Below are 15,299 nucleotides of genomic sequence, written 5' to 3'. Positions count from 1 at the left end.
AGGACGCTCGGCCACGGTTTCGCCCCGACTCCCGAAAAGGCAACCCGATGTCCCACACAGCACTGGTACCCGACAACGGTGACACCGGTCCTCTCCCGGACACGGGCCTCGCCCCGAGGCGGGCCGGAGTGGTCATGCGGGCCCGCGAGCAATGCGTCCGGGCGACGCGCCACTTCACCTCCGTCGTGCTGGCCCACTGGGGAGTTCGGCGGGAGGAGGTCGAGACGGCCGTGCTCATCGTGAGCGAACTCACCACCAACGCGGTGCGGCACGGCCGGTCGGACCTGGCGGTCACACTCGCCCTGGCCGGTGACACGCTGCGCATCGACGTCACGGACCACGGTGAGCCGTCGCCGCGCCCCGCACCGCCCGTGGACGAGTGCGGGCGTGGCCTGGACATCGTCGGGTGCCTTGCCGACCGGACCGAGACGTCCCTGCAGCCCTGGGGGCGGCGGGTGAGCGCGGTCGTCGGGGTCGCCGGCCGACGCGGGCCCGAGCACCGGCCGGGGTGACGTGTCCGGTGAAAGGGGAGTGTCAGCGGCGGCGGGCGTTCTCCAGGTAGTGCAGGATCGCGGCGACCCGCCGGTCCACCTGCTGGTTCGGTGCCAGGTCCAGCTTGGCGAAGATGTTGCGGATGTGCTTGTGGACGGCACCGTCCGTGACGAACAGGCGCCCGGCGATCGCGATGTTGCCCAACCCCTCCGCCATCAGCGCCAGTACGTCCCGCTCACGCGGCGTGAGGCGTTCGAGGCGCACGTCCTGGCGTGAGCGGGTGAACAGCTGCGAGACGACCTCGGGGTCGATGGCGGTACCGCCGTCGGCCACCCTGTGCAGGGCGTCGAGGAACTCCTCCACCCGCCCGACGCGCTCCTTGAGGAGGTAGCCGATGCCGCCGACGCCGCCGGTGAGTAGATCGGTGGCGAAGCTCTGCTCCACGTACGCGGACAGCACGAGGACGGCGAGCCCCGGGTGACGACGGCGCGCTTCGACGGCCGCCCTGATGCCCTCGTCGGTGTGTGTCGGCGGCATCCGCACGTCGAGGATGGCGACATCGGGCCGGTGGGCGTCGATGGCGTCGAGTACGGCGTCGGCCGTACCCACCTTGGCGACCACGTCCAGCGACTCCGCGCGCAGCAGCAGCGCCAGTCCTTCGCGCAGCAGCGGGTCGTCCTCCGCCATCACGATCCGCATGGGAAATCCACCTCGAGAACAGTCGGTCCGCCGTGCGGACTGGTCAGGCGCAGCACACCGTCGTGTGCCGCGATACGGCGCCGGACACCGGTCAGCCCGGATCCGCCCGCCTCGTCGGCGCCGCCTCGGCCGTCGTCCTCCACGCGCAGCAGGAGCCGGCCGCCCCGGCTGCGCACGGCGACGGCGGCGCGGGTGGCACCGCTGTGCTTGGCGATGTTGGTGAGGGCCTCGGCCACCACGAAGTAGGCGCTCGCCTCGACCGACGCGGGGCACCGCTCCGGCAGGTCGACGTCCGTCCGGCAGGGCACCGCGCTGTTCGCGGCCAGGCCGGAGAGTGCTCCGGTCAGTCCCCGGTCGGCCAGTACGGGCGGCAGGATGCCGCGCGCGACTGCCCGCAGCTCGGACAGCGCCTGCTCGGCGGCGGACTGGGCGCGTTCGAGGAGTTCCCCGGCGCCCGCCGGGTCCCGGGCCACCATGCGGCGGGCCGCGCCGAGCAGCACAGTGACGCTGACCAGGCGGTTCTGCGTGCCGTCGTGCAGGGACCGCTCGATCCGGCGCAGTTCGACGGCGTGGGCGTCCAGCGCCGCGGCCCGCGTCGCGGTCAGCTCGGCGATCCGCAGGGAGAGATCGGTGCCCGGACCGGCCGCGAGGAGACGCACGGCCGGCCGGGACTGCAGGCGCGCGAGACCGGGCGCCAGACCCAGGACGACGGCGATCCACCCCACACCCAGCAGGGACGCCAGACACGCCTGCGCCCACGAGTCCGCCGCTGCGAATCCCAAGGACGTGCTCGTGGGTCCCAAGGGGGAGATCAGCCACAGCAGGGGGTAGGTGGTGTCCTGGACGGCGACGGCGGGCAGCAGCACTCCGGTCAGCCCGGTGAGCAGGCCGAACGTGGCATGGACCGTCAGCCAGCGCAGCTCACGTCGGGTGGTGTCGTCGGCCAGAGCGAGCCGCAGCCGGGTGGGCGCCGGATCCGGGGCGACGATCTCGACGCCGCGGCGTGACAGGCGGGCGCGTTCGCGGCGGGTGAGCGCGTGCAGGGCGCGCAGCATGGCTGGCGCGAGCAGCAGACCGACACCCGCCAGGCAGGCGACGGCCGTCAGCGCGAGAAGGGCGAGGAGCGCCAGGGCGAGCAGGGCCGTGCCGAAGCCGCCCGCGAGCTGCCTGAGCGCGGCCAGCGCGGCGGACACGGCGCCGCCGACGGCCTCTTTCCAGGACTGACCCGAGCCGGGCCGGATCCGGGCCGCCGGGATGTGTTTGTGCCGGGCGGTCACGTTTCGCCTTTCACCGGCCCACCAGTACGTCGTCAGCCTATGCACCGTGGCGGCACATGTGGAGGGACGGGGGAAAAGGTACAGCCTGCTCTACCACCGATCCGGCCGCCTGAGGGATCGGCGCGGAGCACGTCGGTCCGTAACGTCCAAGGCAACGCACCGTTTCTCCTCATACATCACGGAGCAGCCATGAGACACCCGGACCCCGCACATCTTCCGCCGGTCTCCGTCCGCGGTACGGCACCGGAGAGCGACGGCGACGGGGGAGTGGCCCGCGCCGTGCTCTGGGTGGTCCTCGTGGGCAGCGTCGTCGGCAACACGGTGGCCTCCTACACCGGGGCCGGCACCGGGGTGCACCTGGTCGCGGGTGCCGTCACCGTGCTGTGCGCCACCGTGCTGGCCGTACGCCGGCTGCGCAGCGGTCCCTGAGCCGCCGGAGCGTGCCCCGGCGGCGGGCGGCTCACGCGTTCGGGGCGCCAGGCGGCGTCACCACCGCGAGGGCGTCGACGGTGCCGCGGCGTTCGAAGCGCAGGGTGAACCGGACGAGGTCGCCGGGGCGCCAGTCGGGCCGTGCCGTCAGTGTCACGTCCACGCCGTGCGGAGACATGGACAGGCTGGTGCCGGCCGACACGTCGACCGAGTTCAGGGACTTCTTGGAGGCGGCTCCGCTGGGTGTCATGACGTGCCGGCTGAGGCCGGCCTCCTCGCCCGAGTGGGTCACCGCGACCAGGCGGTCGTCGGTGTCACCGGTGTTGGTGATGTCGAAGTAGGCGGACGTCTCCGTCGTCTCGCCGAACGGCAGGAAGACCCGGCCGTAGGACACGTTGATCCGCACGGTCGGGCTGCCCGCCCCGCCCGCGCCGGCCCAGGCGGTCAGAGCGCCGAGGGCGATGCCGCACGCGACGACGGGGGCTGCTGCGGCCAGCGCGGTGTCGGTCAGCCGGCGACGGGAGAGCCGCCAGGTAAGTCGGGTCATCGGATCCGCCTCCGTGCGGGTGCGGGCTGCCAGGCGCGCAGCCGCAGACTGTTGCCGACCACCAGCAGGGAGCTCACCGACATTGCCGCGGCGGCCAGCATGGGATTGAGCAGGCCGACCATGGCGAGCGGCACGGTCACCACGTTGTAGCCGAAGGCCCACACCAGGTTGGTCCGAATGGTGTGCAGGGTGTGCCGCGAGAGTTGGACCGCGTCGGCGAGGGCGTCGATGTCGCCACGGGACAGTGTCACGTCTGCGGCCCCGATGGCCACGTCCGTGCCGCTGCCCATGGCGATGCCGAGGTCGGCGCCCGCGAGTGCCGCGGCGTCGTTCACCCCGTCGCCGACGACCGCGACCCGATACCCCTGTTCCCGCAGCTCACGGACCAGACCGGCCTTGTCCTCGGGGCTGCGGCGGGCGTACACGTCGTCGATGCCGAGGGCGTCGGCGACGGCGCGGGCGGGTGCCTCCCGGTCGCCGGTGGCGAGTACGGGGCGCACTCCCAGCCGCCGCAGCCGGTCCACGGCGCGGTAGCTGCCGGCCCGTACGACGTCACCGACCTCGATCAGGGCCAGGTCCACGCCGTCCACGCGCACCAGCACCGGGGTGTGCGCGGCACTCTCGGCCACCGACAGCGCCTCGGCCAGCGGGCCGGGCAGGTCGTCGCCGGGCGCGAGGACCTCCACCAGGTGGTCCTCCACCCGCCCGGACACCCCGCGCCCGGTCAGCGCCCGGAAGCCGCGCACCTCGGGAAGGGCCGCACCGGGAGCCTCCCGGCGGGCGTGCCCGGCGATCGCGCGGCCCAGCGGATGCTCCGATCCCTGCTCCACCGCACCGGCCAGCCGCAGTACGGCGCTGCCGTCCGGCCCGCCGGGAACCGCCGTCACCCGGGCGACGCTCATGTGTCCGGAGGTGAGGGTGCCGGTCTTGTCCAGCACGACCGCGTCGAGGTGCTGCAAGCCCTCCAGAGCCTGCGGCCCCTTCACGAGTAGGCCGATCTGGGCGCCGCGTCCGGTGGCCGCCATGAGCGCGGTGGGCGTGGCCAGACCGAGGGCGCAGGGGCAGGCCACGACCAGGACGGCGACGCACGCGGTGACGGCCGGCTGGGCGTCGGCTCCGGCGCCCAGCCAGAAGCCCAGCGTGGTCACGGCCAGGGCCAGCACCACCGGGACGAAGAACCCGGCGACCCGGTCCGCCAGCCGCTGGGCCTTCGCCTTGCCGGCCTGGGCGTCGGTCACCAGCTGTGCGATGCGGGCGAGCTGGGTGTCGGCGCCGACGGCGGTGGCCCGCACGAGCAGCAGCCCGCCGGCGTTGACGGCGCCGCCGACCACGGCCGAGCCCGGTCCCACCTCGACCGGTTCGCTCTCGCCGGTGACCAGGGACAGATCCACGGCGGAACTGCCGCTCACGACCTCTCCGTCGGTGGCCGCCCGCTCACCGGGGCGCACCACGAAGACCTGCCCGACCGTCAGCTCCTCCACGGGGACGAGCCGCTCGGTGCCGTTCTCGCGGACCGACACCTCCTTGGCCGTCAGCCGGGCCAGCGAGCGCAGCGCCTCGCCGGTCCCGCGTCGTGCCCGTGCCTCCAGGAAGCGGCCGGCGAGCACGAACAACGGGACACTGACGGTCGCTTCGAGGTAGATCGCCGGGGTGTCCGTGGCGGCGCCGGGTACGAGGGAGAAGGCCATCTCCATGCCCGGCTCCCCGGCACCGCCCAGGAACAGCGCGTAGGTGGACCAGGTGAAGGAGGCCACCACACCCAGCGACACCAGGGTGTCCATGGTCGCGGCCGAGTGCCGCAGCCCACGCAGGGCCCGCACATGGAACGGCCACGCGCTCCAGACGACGACGGGAGCGGTGAGCGCGAAGCACAGCCACTGCCAGTTGAGGAACTGCAACGCGGGCACCATCGACACCACGAGCACCGGCACCGAGAGCAGCGCGGTGACCACAAGCCTGTGACGTTCCTGCCGGGCGACCTCGCCCTCGCCTTCGTCCTCGCCCGTGCCCGTGGGGCCGCCGGCGTCGCCCGCGGGCCGCGCCTCGCGGGGCGGTGGCGGGAGCGCGGCGGTGTAACCGGCCTTCTCCACGGCCGCGACGAGTTCCTGCGCGCCGATGTCCGGCGGGTGCTCGACCCGGGCGCGGCCGGTCGCCAGATTGACGCTCGCCGTGACCCCTTCCAGCCTGCCCAGCTTCTTCTCGACGCGATTCACACAGGCCGCGCAGGTCATGCCGCCGACGGTCAGGTCGGTGGTCACAGTCGTGGTCACGGGGCCGGAGGGTGCGGGTTCGGTGTCCATCGGTGCCTCCTCAGCCCATCCCGCCCATGTCCGTGTCCTGGCCCCCGCCGCCTCCGCCGCTGTTCCCGGGGGGCACTTCGACGCCGGTGTCCGACGAGCCCGACATGCCGGGTGAGACGGGGCCGGCGGCCGACCCGACGGCGTACGACACCGTGAACATCAGCGCCAGCAGCAGGAGAAAGCCGTACAGAACCGGTGGCGGCGCCAGTGCTCGTGCCGGTGCGCCCGTCTCCGGGGACTTTTGTCGGGACTCGGCCATCGCAGGTTCTCCAGGTCGCGTTGCACGGCGTCGAACGGATTGAGCCGTGTCGCTTGAGGAGTCGGGAGGTCCGGGTCGCGAGTTCCTCGACGGGGGTGTGGCGCACATCACAGCCAGTCCGTGCTGCGGTGGCCGCCGAGCGGAATCGCCTCTCAGGGCTGGACGACGACGTCGATCCGTTCCTGAAGCGGCGCCGGAGCCGGTTCGCTGAGGGAGTTCAGTGCCCAGAGCCCCACGATGTCGGCGACGGCCACGATCAGCAGGGCGAGCACCAGCATGAGCAGCCGCCGGCGACGGTCCCGGCGCTGCCACTGCCTTCGCGCGCGGGCATAGGCGTCCGGCGACGGCACCACCGTGGAGGCGAGCGAGTCGAGGGTCTCGCGCAATCGGGCCTCGGGGTCTTCCACACTCATCGACGTGTCCCCATGGCACGCGACAGCGCGTGCATGCCACGGGAGATGTGCGACTTCACCGCGCCGTTGCTGATGCCCATCGCGTCGGCGATCTCCCGTTCCTTCAGATCCATCCAGTACCGCAGCACCAGAGCCTCCCTCTGCCGCACGGGCAGCTTCTTCAGAGCGTCGACGACCTGCCGCTGGTCCTCGTGCAGCATCGCCGTCGACTCTGCGGAGGCGATGGGGTCGAGCCGCACGGCCGCGTGGCGGCGTGAGATCTGCAGACGCCGTATCCGCATCCGGACCAGGTTGCACACCACGGAACGAAGGTACGCGGCTGCGGACTGGGGCGCACGCAGTCTGTACCAACGGCTGTGCAGCACGCAGAAGGCCTCCGCCACGACGTCCTCGGCGTCCTGGTCGGCGCCCAGCAGCACAGCCAGCCGCACCAGTTGGGCGTGATGCCCGTCGAAGAGGCGGATCATCGCGGTCTCCCGCTCGACGTCGCGCAGGTCGACGCCCGGTTCGGTGACGGCCGGGGTCCCGGGGGTGCCCGGGGGACCGGGGGGTGTGATCCCCGAGCACCGTCGTGGGGCCGTCCGTACGACACCAGGGCTTGTCCGTCTCCCTCACTTGGCCACCCCGTCCCCGCGTACGGCGGCGTCAGACGGTCTCAGCAGCCCGGACAGTCCGCGTGGCACGCCGAGGCGGTCCAGCAAGGGGCTGGTCAGTGCCACCACCAGGAGGTTGACGGCGAGGCCGACGACACCCGCGTACACCTGAACGTCGAAGGGTCCGAACGAGAGCCGCACGAGTGAGGAGAAACTTCCCCGGCCCACCAGCGTGGTGCCGACCACCATGCCGAGCAGCCAGCCGGAGAACAGGGAGACGCGGTGCGGTGTGCGGTGCGGAAGTCCCAGCACGATCGAGGGCAGGATCTGAAGGACCCACACCGCCCCCAGCAGATGCAGGTTGATGGCCTGCTGGTCGCGCACGCCCAGCGCGAAGGCCAGGGCCCCCACCTTGACGACCAGGGACATCAGCCGGGCCATCCGGGTCACCTGTGCCACGGTGGCCGTAGGGTTGACGAACTCCAGGTAGATGTTCCTCGCGAAGAGTGTCGCCGCGCCGATGGACATGACCGCGGCCGGCACAAGCGCCGCCACGACGATGGCGCCCAGTATCAGCCCGGCCGCCCATCCCGGAGCGAGGTCGAGGACGAGCAGCGGAACAGCGAGTTCGCTGCGCCCCCGAGGGGGGCTCACTCCCGCCGCGAGCGCCGCTATGCCGAAGAGCGCGAACAGGCCGAGCATCGCCGTCCACCCGAAGAGGGTGACGGACGTTCTGCGCAGCACATGACCCGATCGGGCGGAGAAGCCGACCTGGAGAACGTGCGGGAAGGCGAACAATGCCAGAGCCGAGCCGACGGCGAGGGAGGCGTACGCCGGTGCCAGCGAGGTGTCCGGCACGAGTGCGGCAGTGCCCTCGGCCCTCGAGAACGCGGCATTGGCGCGGGCGAAGAGATCCGCCGGTGACCCGAGGCCGGTCACGACGAGGCAGGCGACGGCCACGGTCGCACCGACGACCAGCACCGCCTTGACGACCGAGACGAGGCCGGATGCTCGCAGACCGTATCGGTAGGTGGAGACGGCCGGCACGGCGAACACGGCGGTGAGTGCCGCGTCGCCCGTGAGTCCGTCCTGCCGCATGCCCAGCACGCTGAGCACGGCACGCAGGCCGAGGAGCTGAAGCGCTATGTACGGCATCAGCGCGAAGATGCCGGTCAGCGCGACGGCGAGCGCGAGCAGCGACGACCCTTAGCGCACCCGTACGAAGTCGGCGACGGTGACGTGCCCGTGCGCTCGCGCCGTCGCTGCCAGCCGGGGCAGCAGGACGAAGCCGATCGCGCAGATGATCACCGTGTAGGGCAGGGCGTAGAAGCCGATGCCGCCGGAGGTGGAGACGGCGCCCGGTACGGCGGTGAACGTGTACGCCGTGTACACGGTGCCGCCGAGGAGACACCAGAGAAGACCGCTGCCCTGCCCGCGGCCGGCCAGCGCCCAGTCCTCGAGCTCCGTCCCGGCGCCGGCGCTCCGCGATGCCGGGCGGGCGGCACGCAGGGCGACCGCTGAGCCGACGAGCACGACGGTCGAGCAGGTGATGACAGCGCCAGGGTTGTTCATGGCTCCTCCACGCTCGAAGTGACGCGATGTCAGTCCGGAGCGCAGCCGGTTCCGTTCCCGTGAGCGACGACCTGCGCCGCCAGGAGGAAACACCGCCGAGTCGTGGTAAACCCTCACGGGTCACCGAGCAACTACCGGACGCGAACCCCGTGCCAGGAGACCGTCGGCAGGCCGGAAGACATCAGCATCGAGCGAGATCGACCCTGACCGCTCACGAGTGAACCACTGATTTCAGCCAATGAACAGACCATCGACGCAGAGGTGTCACCGGCCCGACCGCTGTCTCTCCCGGCGGCAGGACAGGACCGCACTCCCTGAGACGCACAGCATCCTCGACGACTACGACCTGTCCGGTCGATCAAGTCGCAGGAAACCGACGGCGCTCGTTCAACGCTGGTGAGCGGGGTCTGGTGTGTGCAGGTGCAAGGCGGACGGCATGGAGGGCCGGATCGGCGCACTTGGCCTGGTCCTGAACGCGCTCGTGCTGTTCGACACCAGGTGCGTGGACGCTGCCGTCGCCCAACTCTGTGCGGACGGCTTCGACGTCCGCGACGAGGACATCGCCCGCCCCTCTCCGTTCGTCCGCCACCACGTGAACGTGCTCGGCAGGTACTCCTTCCAGCTCCCCGGTCTGCCTGGGGGCTGAGACCTCTGCGGGACAGGAACGCCACCAACGAGGGGTGAGGGGTCCTGGCCTCCCTCCCGGTCAGGTGGAGACCACCGTTCGATGCTCGTCTGCTCCCTCCCGTCCCTCCCGATACGCGGGAATACTCCATGAAACTTGTCAGTTTCCCTGAAGATATGTATATTGCAAGTATGTCAAATGCCGTGAATCCTGCCGAGCTGTCCGAGGACATCCGTGCCCTGATATGGGCATATACGCGTCGTCTGAGCGGCGAGTCGCAGGCTGTCGGCGATCTCACCCTGTCGCAGCAGACCGTGTTGGCCCGGCTGCATCAGGCACCGGGTGCGACCAGTGCCGAGCTGGCCCGGGCGGAGTACGTGAGCCCTCAGTCGATGAGCAGCACGGTCTCCGCACTGGTCGACGCGGGTCTGGTCGCCGTGTCGCCCGATCCGCGCGACGGCCGTCGCCGCAGGCTGGATCTGACGGACGAGGGCAGCGCCGCCATCGAGGCGCTGCGCGCCCACAAGGCGGACTGGCTGCGGGGTCGGCTCGTCGGCCAGCTCAGCCCGGCCGAGCAGCGGCAGCTGGCCGACGCGGTCGTCCTGCTGCGGCGCCTCCTCGACCCCGACACCACCCCGTCATCGAAGGGACCATCATGAGCATCACCAGGATCGACCCCGTCAGTGCGCTGATCGCGATCGACCTCCAGAACGGCATCCTCGCCCTGGCCGAGGCCGAGGACGCCCGGCGGATCGTCGAGCGGACAGCGGAGCTGGCCGACGCCTTCCATGCGGCCGGGCTGCCGGTCATCTGGGTGACCGCCCTCGGGCGTCCCGCAGGGCGCACCGAGGTGCCGCTGCCCGGCGGCGAGCCCCCGGCCGACTTCGCCGTCCTGGACGAGCGGCTTCCGGTTACCGAGACGGACCTGCGGGTGGCGAAGAAGGCACTGAGCGCCTTCACCTCCGCAGACGTCACCGGGCTGCTCGCCGACCGGGCGGTGACCAACGTCGTGGTCACCGGCATCGCGACCGGGATGGGTGTGGAGTCCACGGCCAGGTCGGCCTACGACGCGGGGTACTCCGTCACCGTCCCCACGGACGCGGTCACGGATTTGAGCGCCGAACGGGGCCGGCTCAGCCTCACGCTCGCGCTGCCGGCCATCGCCGAGACCGGCACCACCGCGGACGTCCTCGCGGCCCTGCGTCGGACGCGGGACTGAGCCGTGGCGCGGACCACCACCCCGGAAAGCCGCGTCTTCAGCCGCGGGTTCACCTGGACCCTCCTGTTCGGAGTCACCCTCAACCCGATCAACTCGTCCATCATCGCCACCGCGCTGGTGAGCATCGCGGACGACCTCGGCGTGACCGCGGTCCAGACAGCCCTGCTCGTGTCCGCGCTGTACCTGGTCAGCGCTATCTGCCAGCCGCTGATGGGGAGGCTGGCCACCCGCTACGGGGCACGGTCGGTGTTCATGTCCGGCATCGTGCTGGTCGGGATCGGCGGCGCGGTCGGCTGGGTGACGCCGAACATCTCCTGGCTGGTGGTCTCCCGTCTGATCATCGGTCTGGGGACCTCCGCGGCCTATCCGACGGCGATGATGATGATCAATCTCAAGGCCGAGGCTGCGGAGGTTCCCCTCCCCAGCCGGATCCTCAGCCTGGTCGCGGCCGCCGGCCAGGTGACAGCGGCCATCGGGCTGCCGCTCGGCGGCGCCCTGGTCGCCGGCTTCGGCTGGCGGTCGGTGTTCGTCATCAACGTGCCGCTGGCCGTGGTGAGTCTCATCGCCACCCTGGTGTTCGTACCTCGGGGCGCTCTGGACCGCCGGGACCGCAGCGCCTCGTTCACCCAGCACATGGATCCGGTCGGAATCCTGCTGTTCGCCGGCCTGATGACCGCCCTGCTCGGGTTTCTCAGCGACCTGGCCGATCCCCGCTGGTGGCTGCTCGCCGTCTTCGCGGGAGTCGCTCTCGCGCTGGCGTACTGGGAGCGGCGGCAGCGTTCCCCCCTGGTGGATGTGCGGATGCTCGCGAGGAACGGAGCCCTGCGGCGCACCTACGTGCGCCTGATCATGACCTTCACCGTCATGTACGGCGCGCTGTACGGCGTGGGGCAGTGGCTGGAGGAGGCCCGCGGCGTCGATCCGGGCGGGATCGGCCTGCTGATGCTGCCGATGTCGGTCATGAGCGCCGTGGTCGCCCTGATGCTCGGCAAGAGCCACTCGATCCGGCTGATGCTCGTGGGTACGGCGGTCTTCGTCGTGGCCGGCGGGGGATTCCTGTGGCTGTCCGGCGCCCAGGACCGGCTCGTCTGGCCCGTGATCGCGATGGCCTTCCTGGGCGTCGCGATGGGACTGGGCAACGTCGGCAACCAGGCCATGCTCTACCTGAAGAGCACACCCGACCAGATCGGCGTGAACAGCGGGTTCTACCGGACCGCCTCCTACATCGGAGGGTTCATCGCCACCGGCCTCATCGGCGCCACCTTCCCCGACGGCGCGACCGACGGCGGCATCATCCTCTTCGCGATCGTCTTCGCCGCCCTGGGCGCGGCACTCCTCCTGATCAGCCTCGCCGACCCCCGCATCCCCAGGACCTCACTCACGGCCGAAACACCCGCGGAGCCCGTGCAGAACTGAGGCACCGCTCCCGCACGGTGCGGCGAACACATCACCGCACCAGCAGTCCAAGCAGACCATGCACCCCGACCTCGAACTCGAAACCCCACAACCTCTCGAAGGATCAGCACCATGACGACATACGCTGTCACCGCTGCGACCGGACAGCTCGGCACCCTGGTCATCGACCAGCTGCTGGCCAAGAACGTCGAGCCCGCCTCGATCACCGCCGTCGTACGCGACGCGGACAGGGCCGCCCCGTTCGCCGTACGCGGCGTCGTCGTCCGCACCGCGGACTACGACGACCGGGAAGCACTCGAAGCCGCCTTCGACGGTGTGGACCGCCTGCTGTTCATCTCCGGCAGCGAGGTGGGCAAGCGGGTACCCCAGCACCGCAACGTCATCGAAGCTGCGAAGGCAGCCGGTGTCGGCCGCGTCTACTACACATCGGTCCTGCGCGCGACCGACAACCCGATGGTCCTCGCGCCCGAGCACAAGGCCACGGAGGAGATGCTGGCCGAATCCGGCGTCACCCACACGATTCTGCGGCACGGCTGGTACACCGAGAACTACACGACCGAGGTGCCCCGCTACATCGCTCGCGGAGTACTCCTGCACGCCGGCGGCGACGGACGCATCGCGGCCGCGACGCGGGCGGACTTCGCGGAGGCCGACGGCCAGGCCCTGCTGACCGACTACGAGGGCAACGTGACACTCGAGATGGGCGGTGAGCCCTTCACCTACGCCGACCTGGCGCGCACCATCTCCGAGGTGTCGGGCGCGGCGGTCGAGCCCAGGACCGTCACGCCGCAGGAGTTCCGGCAGATCCTCCTCCAAAGCGGCATGGACGAGAACACTGCCAGTTTCCTCGTACGCCTGGAGAGCGACGTCGCCGCCGGCCTGCTCGACGGCGACTCGACGAACCTCACCGATCTCCTCGCCCGCCCGGTGACCTCCCTCAGCATCGCGGTGCGAGCGGCCTTGTGAACTGACCCGGCTCGTGGCCCTTGCCGTCAGCGCCGCGCGTCGCCCGGCGCAAGCAAGCCGGTCAGCTCCGCGATCGCCTCCGGCGACGGTTTGAAATAGCGGCGGACGTTCTCCGGCTTCTTATGGCGGGACTTGGCCATCAGCATCAGCAACGATGCACCCCGCTCGCCCAAGTGCGTGAGCGAGGAGTGGCGGTACTTGTGCCACGTGCCCCGACGGGCGGAGAACGCCTCGTCGGCCATACCCGCCGCCTATGACGTCATGCAGAGAACGTACCTACCGGGCCACTGCCTTCTCGCGTAGCTTCGGCGAAGCCCCGTGCCTACCGTTGCCCGAATCGACAGCCAGGAAGTGAGGCACGCTCATGCCCCACCTCGCACAAGGCCGCCACGAACAAGCGGCCCGCGAACTCGGAGGTCTCGCTCGACTCGCGTGCAGCGGTCACCGCGCATGAGGGTTGAGCGCCTCGAGGCCGGACTCGAAGGCGCCTGAGACCGTCGGGCGGGCCTTGACCTCGCGACGCGTGGACGCCACGGGCCGCGCATCCTTGTCCGCGGCCCGTGGCGATGGCGTCCGGAGGAGGTCAGCTCATCTCGCGCGACAGCCGCCACAACGCGTCGACGAGCCGCTCCACGTCCCTCTTCTGGTGGAAGAGGTGCGTGGAGATGCGCAGCGTCTGGTGCTGCTTGGCCGAGCCGATCACGGGGAACTCGCTGCTGCGGATCACGATGCCGTGCTCCTCCTTGAGCCGGGTCACGAGCGTCGACGCCTTCTTCGCGTCATGGACGTCGGCCGGGTCGCGGAACGGCGCGAAGGAGGTGAGCGCGCACACCAGCCGCGGGTCGTCCTTCGGTGAGTACAGGGAATCGACGCTCCAGCGCTCGGCGATCAGTTCCCTCAGATACGCGGAGAGCCCGAGACTGTGATCCTGGTGCGCCCGATGCGGTCCCAGATCTCGCAGGCGCTGCGCACACCGTCCATCATCGCGATGCCGCTGTTGCCGACGTCCTGGAGAAGCCTGGGTGGGGTAGCTCAAGGAGCACACTGCCACTTCGCCATCGACCCGGCGAGGAAGTCGATCCCCAGCTCATGGAAGCTGTACGCCATCATGCCCGGCACGTGGGCGCTGTCGACGATGCTGATCAGGCCGTGGTCCTGGGCGAGCTTCGCCAGCATCGCCTTGGTCCGCCAGGTGATGCCACGGCGGCACAGTTCGACGTAGTCCTCGGCCCGCTGGTCGTTGCCGACCGGGAGGCCCACCTGCTTGACGACGATCCCGTGCCGGTCCCGCGCCTGGGTCAACGACGTGGTCGAGGAGGGGTGTTCGTGGTTGGTGATGAGGACCTTGTCACCCTCCTTCAGGGCGAGACCAGCGATGATCTTCGACATGGCGTCGCTGGTGTTGTGCGTGAGGGCGACTTCGTCGGGGTCGCATCCGTAACCCCTCGCCACGAGGGCTCGTATGTCGTCGAAGGCGCTGTAGCCGGCGAGCGCCCCGACGGCCACTTCCCGCCGGGTCCGGGCGACCGTGTCGAGCACCTCGCGCGGGGGCGACCCGACCGTGTCGACGTTCATGAACAGTACGTCCTTGTCCAGGACGAACAGTCTTTCCACGGCGTCCCGGTACCGTGGCGACATGGCGGGCGGCAGCGTGGCGGACGTCGTGCCGGCCAAGGGCGCGCCCGCAGCCTGGGAGACGCCGACCGCTCCGATGCCGACGGACGCGGCACCGGCGCCCAGCAGGCCGACGAACCCCCGCCGTGAGACACCGGCATCGTCAGGGGACGCCTTCTTGTCCATGATCATGTCATTTCTGTCTCGTGTCTCAACGCACAGCGCTTGCGGAGATCTCGATCTTGGCGTTCCGCGGCACACGCGCCACCTCGACGGTGGCCCGGGCGGGAGGGGCGGAGGAACGGAGGAACGCAGGAACTCGGCGTACGCGGCGTTGAAGCGGGTGAAATCGTCCAGGTCGGCGAGGTAGACCGTCGTGCTCACGACCTGCTCGAGCGTCATGCCGTCGGCCTTCAGGACGGCCTCGACGCTGCGCAGTGCCCGGCGCGTCTGCTCCGCCACGGAAGCGCCGGGGGGAATGGCCCCGGTCTTCGGATCGAGCGGCAGCTGTCCGGAGACGAAGGCCAGGTTCGCGGCCTAGACGCCTTGCGAATAGGGCCCGATGGCCGCCGGCGCGTCCGGCGTGGTGATGGCCCGGTGCCGCCCGCTGTGATCCGCGACGGCGGATGTCGCGCCGACACCGGTGAGAAGGACTACGGACGCGCCCCGGGCGAACAACGCCCGCCGGGATCTGAGAGCGCGGCCCCCCTGTTGAGCAGGGCGGGGCGAACGGAGTGGTGCGGGGTCGTCACGGATTTCCCTTCGCTCGTCAATACGTACGCCTGCACGGCGTGGTGCATGTTGGTTGCGTCGGGAGCGGAAAGGTCTACGGGAACCGACGAGAAGGTGACCGCGCGGCTTTTGGGGGTGCGGCGAGG

At 70.7% G+C, this 15,299-nt stretch carries 17 protein-coding genes and 2 pseudogenes; 7 read left to right on the top strand and 12 right to left on the bottom strand.

Features of this window, described 5'->3' with window-relative positions; genetic code table 11:
- Positions 1-47: 47 nt before the first annotated feature.
- Positions 48-512 (top strand): ATP-binding protein, encoded by a 465-nt coding sequence (locus tag KUM40_RS22215; RefSeq protein WP_217167777.1) that lies wholly within the window; start codon positions 48-50, stop codon positions 510-512.
- A 22-nt stretch (positions 513-534) separates the two neighbouring features.
- Here the strand turns inward: KUM40_RS22215 and KUM40_RS22210 are convergent, their stop codons facing one another.
- Together KUM40_RS22210 and KUM40_RS22205 are read right to left on the bottom strand one after the other, a co-directional pair.
- The gene (locus tag KUM40_RS22210) at positions 535-1,191 is read right to left on the bottom strand and encodes a response regulator transcription factor (RefSeq protein WP_217167776.1); all 657 of its coding nucleotides are present in this window, start codon (positions 1,189-1,191) and stop codon (positions 535-537) included.
- A complete protein-coding gene (locus KUM40_RS22205) occupies positions 1,179-2,432 on the bottom strand; it encodes a sensor domain-containing protein (protein WP_308401233.1) in 1,254 nt (417 codons plus the stop codon). The genes KUM40_RS22210 and KUM40_RS22205 overlap by 13 nt, the downstream gene beginning before the upstream one ends.
- 225 nt (positions 2,433-2,657) lie before the next feature.
- On the opposite strand from KUM40_RS22205, the gene KUM40_RS22200 reads away from it, so the two are divergent.
- Positions 2,658-2,897, top strand: coding sequence for a hypothetical protein (locus KUM40_RS22200; protein ID WP_217167774.1), 240 nt, complete (start codon positions 2,658-2,660; stop codon positions 2,895-2,897).
- A gap of 31 nt (positions 2,898-2,928) precedes the next feature.
- Here the strand turns inward: KUM40_RS22200 and KUM40_RS22195 are convergent, their stop codons facing one another.
- The 7 genes from KUM40_RS22195 to KUM40_RS41570 form a co-directional block, all read right to left on the bottom strand.
- Positions 2,929-3,444, bottom strand: a complete 516-nt coding sequence (locus KUM40_RS22195) for a copper chaperone PCu(A)C (RefSeq protein WP_217167773.1) — start codon at positions 3,442-3,444, stop codon at positions 2,929-2,931.
- Positions 3,441-5,744, bottom strand: coding sequence for a cation-translocating P-type ATPase (locus KUM40_RS22190; RefSeq protein ID WP_217167772.1), 2,304 nt, complete (start codon positions 5,742-5,744; stop codon positions 3,441-3,443). Before KUM40_RS22190 ends, KUM40_RS22195 begins: the two co-directional genes overlap by 4 nt.
- Before the next feature lie 10 nt (positions 5,745-5,754).
- On the bottom strand, positions 5,755-6,003 hold the full coding sequence (locus tag KUM40_RS22185; RefSeq protein WP_217167771.1) for a hypothetical protein: 249 nt from the start codon (positions 6,001-6,003) through the stop codon (positions 5,755-5,757).
- A 152-nt stretch (positions 6,004-6,155) separates the two neighbouring features.
- The gene (locus KUM40_RS22180; RefSeq protein WP_254395500.1) at positions 6,156-6,416 is read right to left on the bottom strand and encodes a hypothetical protein; all 261 of its coding nucleotides are present in this window, start codon (positions 6,414-6,416) and stop codon (positions 6,156-6,158) included.
- Positions 6,413-6,883, bottom strand: coding sequence for a SigE family RNA polymerase sigma factor (locus KUM40_RS22175; protein WP_217167770.1), 471 nt, complete (start codon positions 6,881-6,883; stop codon positions 6,413-6,415). The genes KUM40_RS22180 and KUM40_RS22175 overlap by 4 nt, the downstream gene beginning before the upstream one ends.
- Before the next feature lie 144 nt (positions 6,884-7,027).
- Positions 7,028-8,164 carry a sodium:solute symporter gene (locus tag KUM40_RS22170; RefSeq protein WP_254395499.1) on the bottom strand — a complete coding sequence of 379 codons (1,137 nt, stop codon included), beginning with the start codon at positions 8,162-8,164 and terminating at the stop codon, positions 7,028-7,030.
- 51 nt (positions 8,165-8,215) lie between these two features.
- A complete protein-coding gene (locus KUM40_RS41570) occupies positions 8,216-8,581 on the bottom strand; it encodes a hypothetical protein (RefSeq protein ID WP_254395498.1) in 366 nt (121 codons plus the stop codon).
- A 430-nt stretch (positions 8,582-9,011) separates the two neighbouring features.
- Between KUM40_RS41570 and KUM40_RS22165 the strand changes: the two are divergent.
- From KUM40_RS22165 to KUM40_RS22145, 5 genes and pseudogenes are all read left to right on the top strand, one after another.
- Positions 9,012-9,265, top strand: a pseudogene (locus tag KUM40_RS22165) (Tn3 family transposase); the annotation flags it as partial.
- Between the two features lie 132 nt (positions 9,266-9,397).
- Positions 9,398-9,865 carry a MarR family winged helix-turn-helix transcriptional regulator gene (locus KUM40_RS22160; protein ID WP_217167769.1) on the top strand — a complete coding sequence of 156 codons (468 nt, stop codon included), beginning with the start codon at positions 9,398-9,400 and terminating at the stop codon, positions 9,863-9,865.
- Positions 9,862-10,425, top strand: a complete 564-nt coding sequence (locus KUM40_RS22155; protein ID WP_217167768.1) for a cysteine hydrolase family protein — start codon at positions 9,862-9,864, stop codon at positions 10,423-10,425. The genes KUM40_RS22160 and KUM40_RS22155 overlap by 4 nt, the downstream gene beginning before the upstream one ends.
- Before the next feature lie 3 nt (positions 10,426-10,428).
- Complete coding sequence (locus KUM40_RS22150) at positions 10,429-11,841, top strand: MFS transporter (protein WP_217167767.1); 1,413 nt, start codon at positions 10,429-10,431, stop codon at positions 11,839-11,841.
- Positions 11,842-11,952: 111 nt separating this feature from the next.
- The gene (locus KUM40_RS22145) at positions 11,953-12,807 is read left to right on the top strand and encodes an SDR family oxidoreductase (protein ID WP_217167766.1); all 855 of its coding nucleotides are present in this window, start codon (positions 11,953-11,955) and stop codon (positions 12,805-12,807) included.
- Positions 12,808-12,833: 26 nt separating this feature from the next.
- On the opposite strand, the pseudogene KUM40_RS22140 reads toward KUM40_RS22145, so the two are convergent.
- The 3 genes and pseudogenes from KUM40_RS22140 to KUM40_RS22130 form a co-directional block, all read right to left on the bottom strand.
- Positions 12,834-13,010, bottom strand: a pseudogene (locus KUM40_RS22140) (site-specific integrase); the annotation flags it as partial.
- 380 nt (positions 13,011-13,390) lie between these two features.
- Entirely contained in the window at positions 13,391-13,639 is a 249-nt protein-coding gene (locus KUM40_RS22135; RefSeq protein WP_217167765.1) for a hypothetical protein, read from the bottom strand.
- Positions 13,640-13,839: 200 nt separating this feature from the next.
- Positions 13,840-14,901: an aminotransferase class V-fold PLP-dependent enzyme gene (locus KUM40_RS22130; protein ID WP_308401232.1), complete on the bottom strand. Its 1,062-nt coding sequence runs from the start codon at positions 14,899-14,901 to the stop codon at positions 13,840-13,842.
- Positions 14,902-15,299: the final 398 nt, after the last annotated feature.

Source organism: Streptomyces sp. AC512_CC834, assembly GCF_019049325.1.
Taxonomy (GTDB): Bacteria; Actinomycetota; Actinomycetes; order Streptomycetales; family Streptomycetaceae; genus Streptomyces.
The sequence above is the reverse complement of the archived record's forward strand: the minus strand, read 5'-3'. Positions and strand labels throughout refer to the sequence as shown.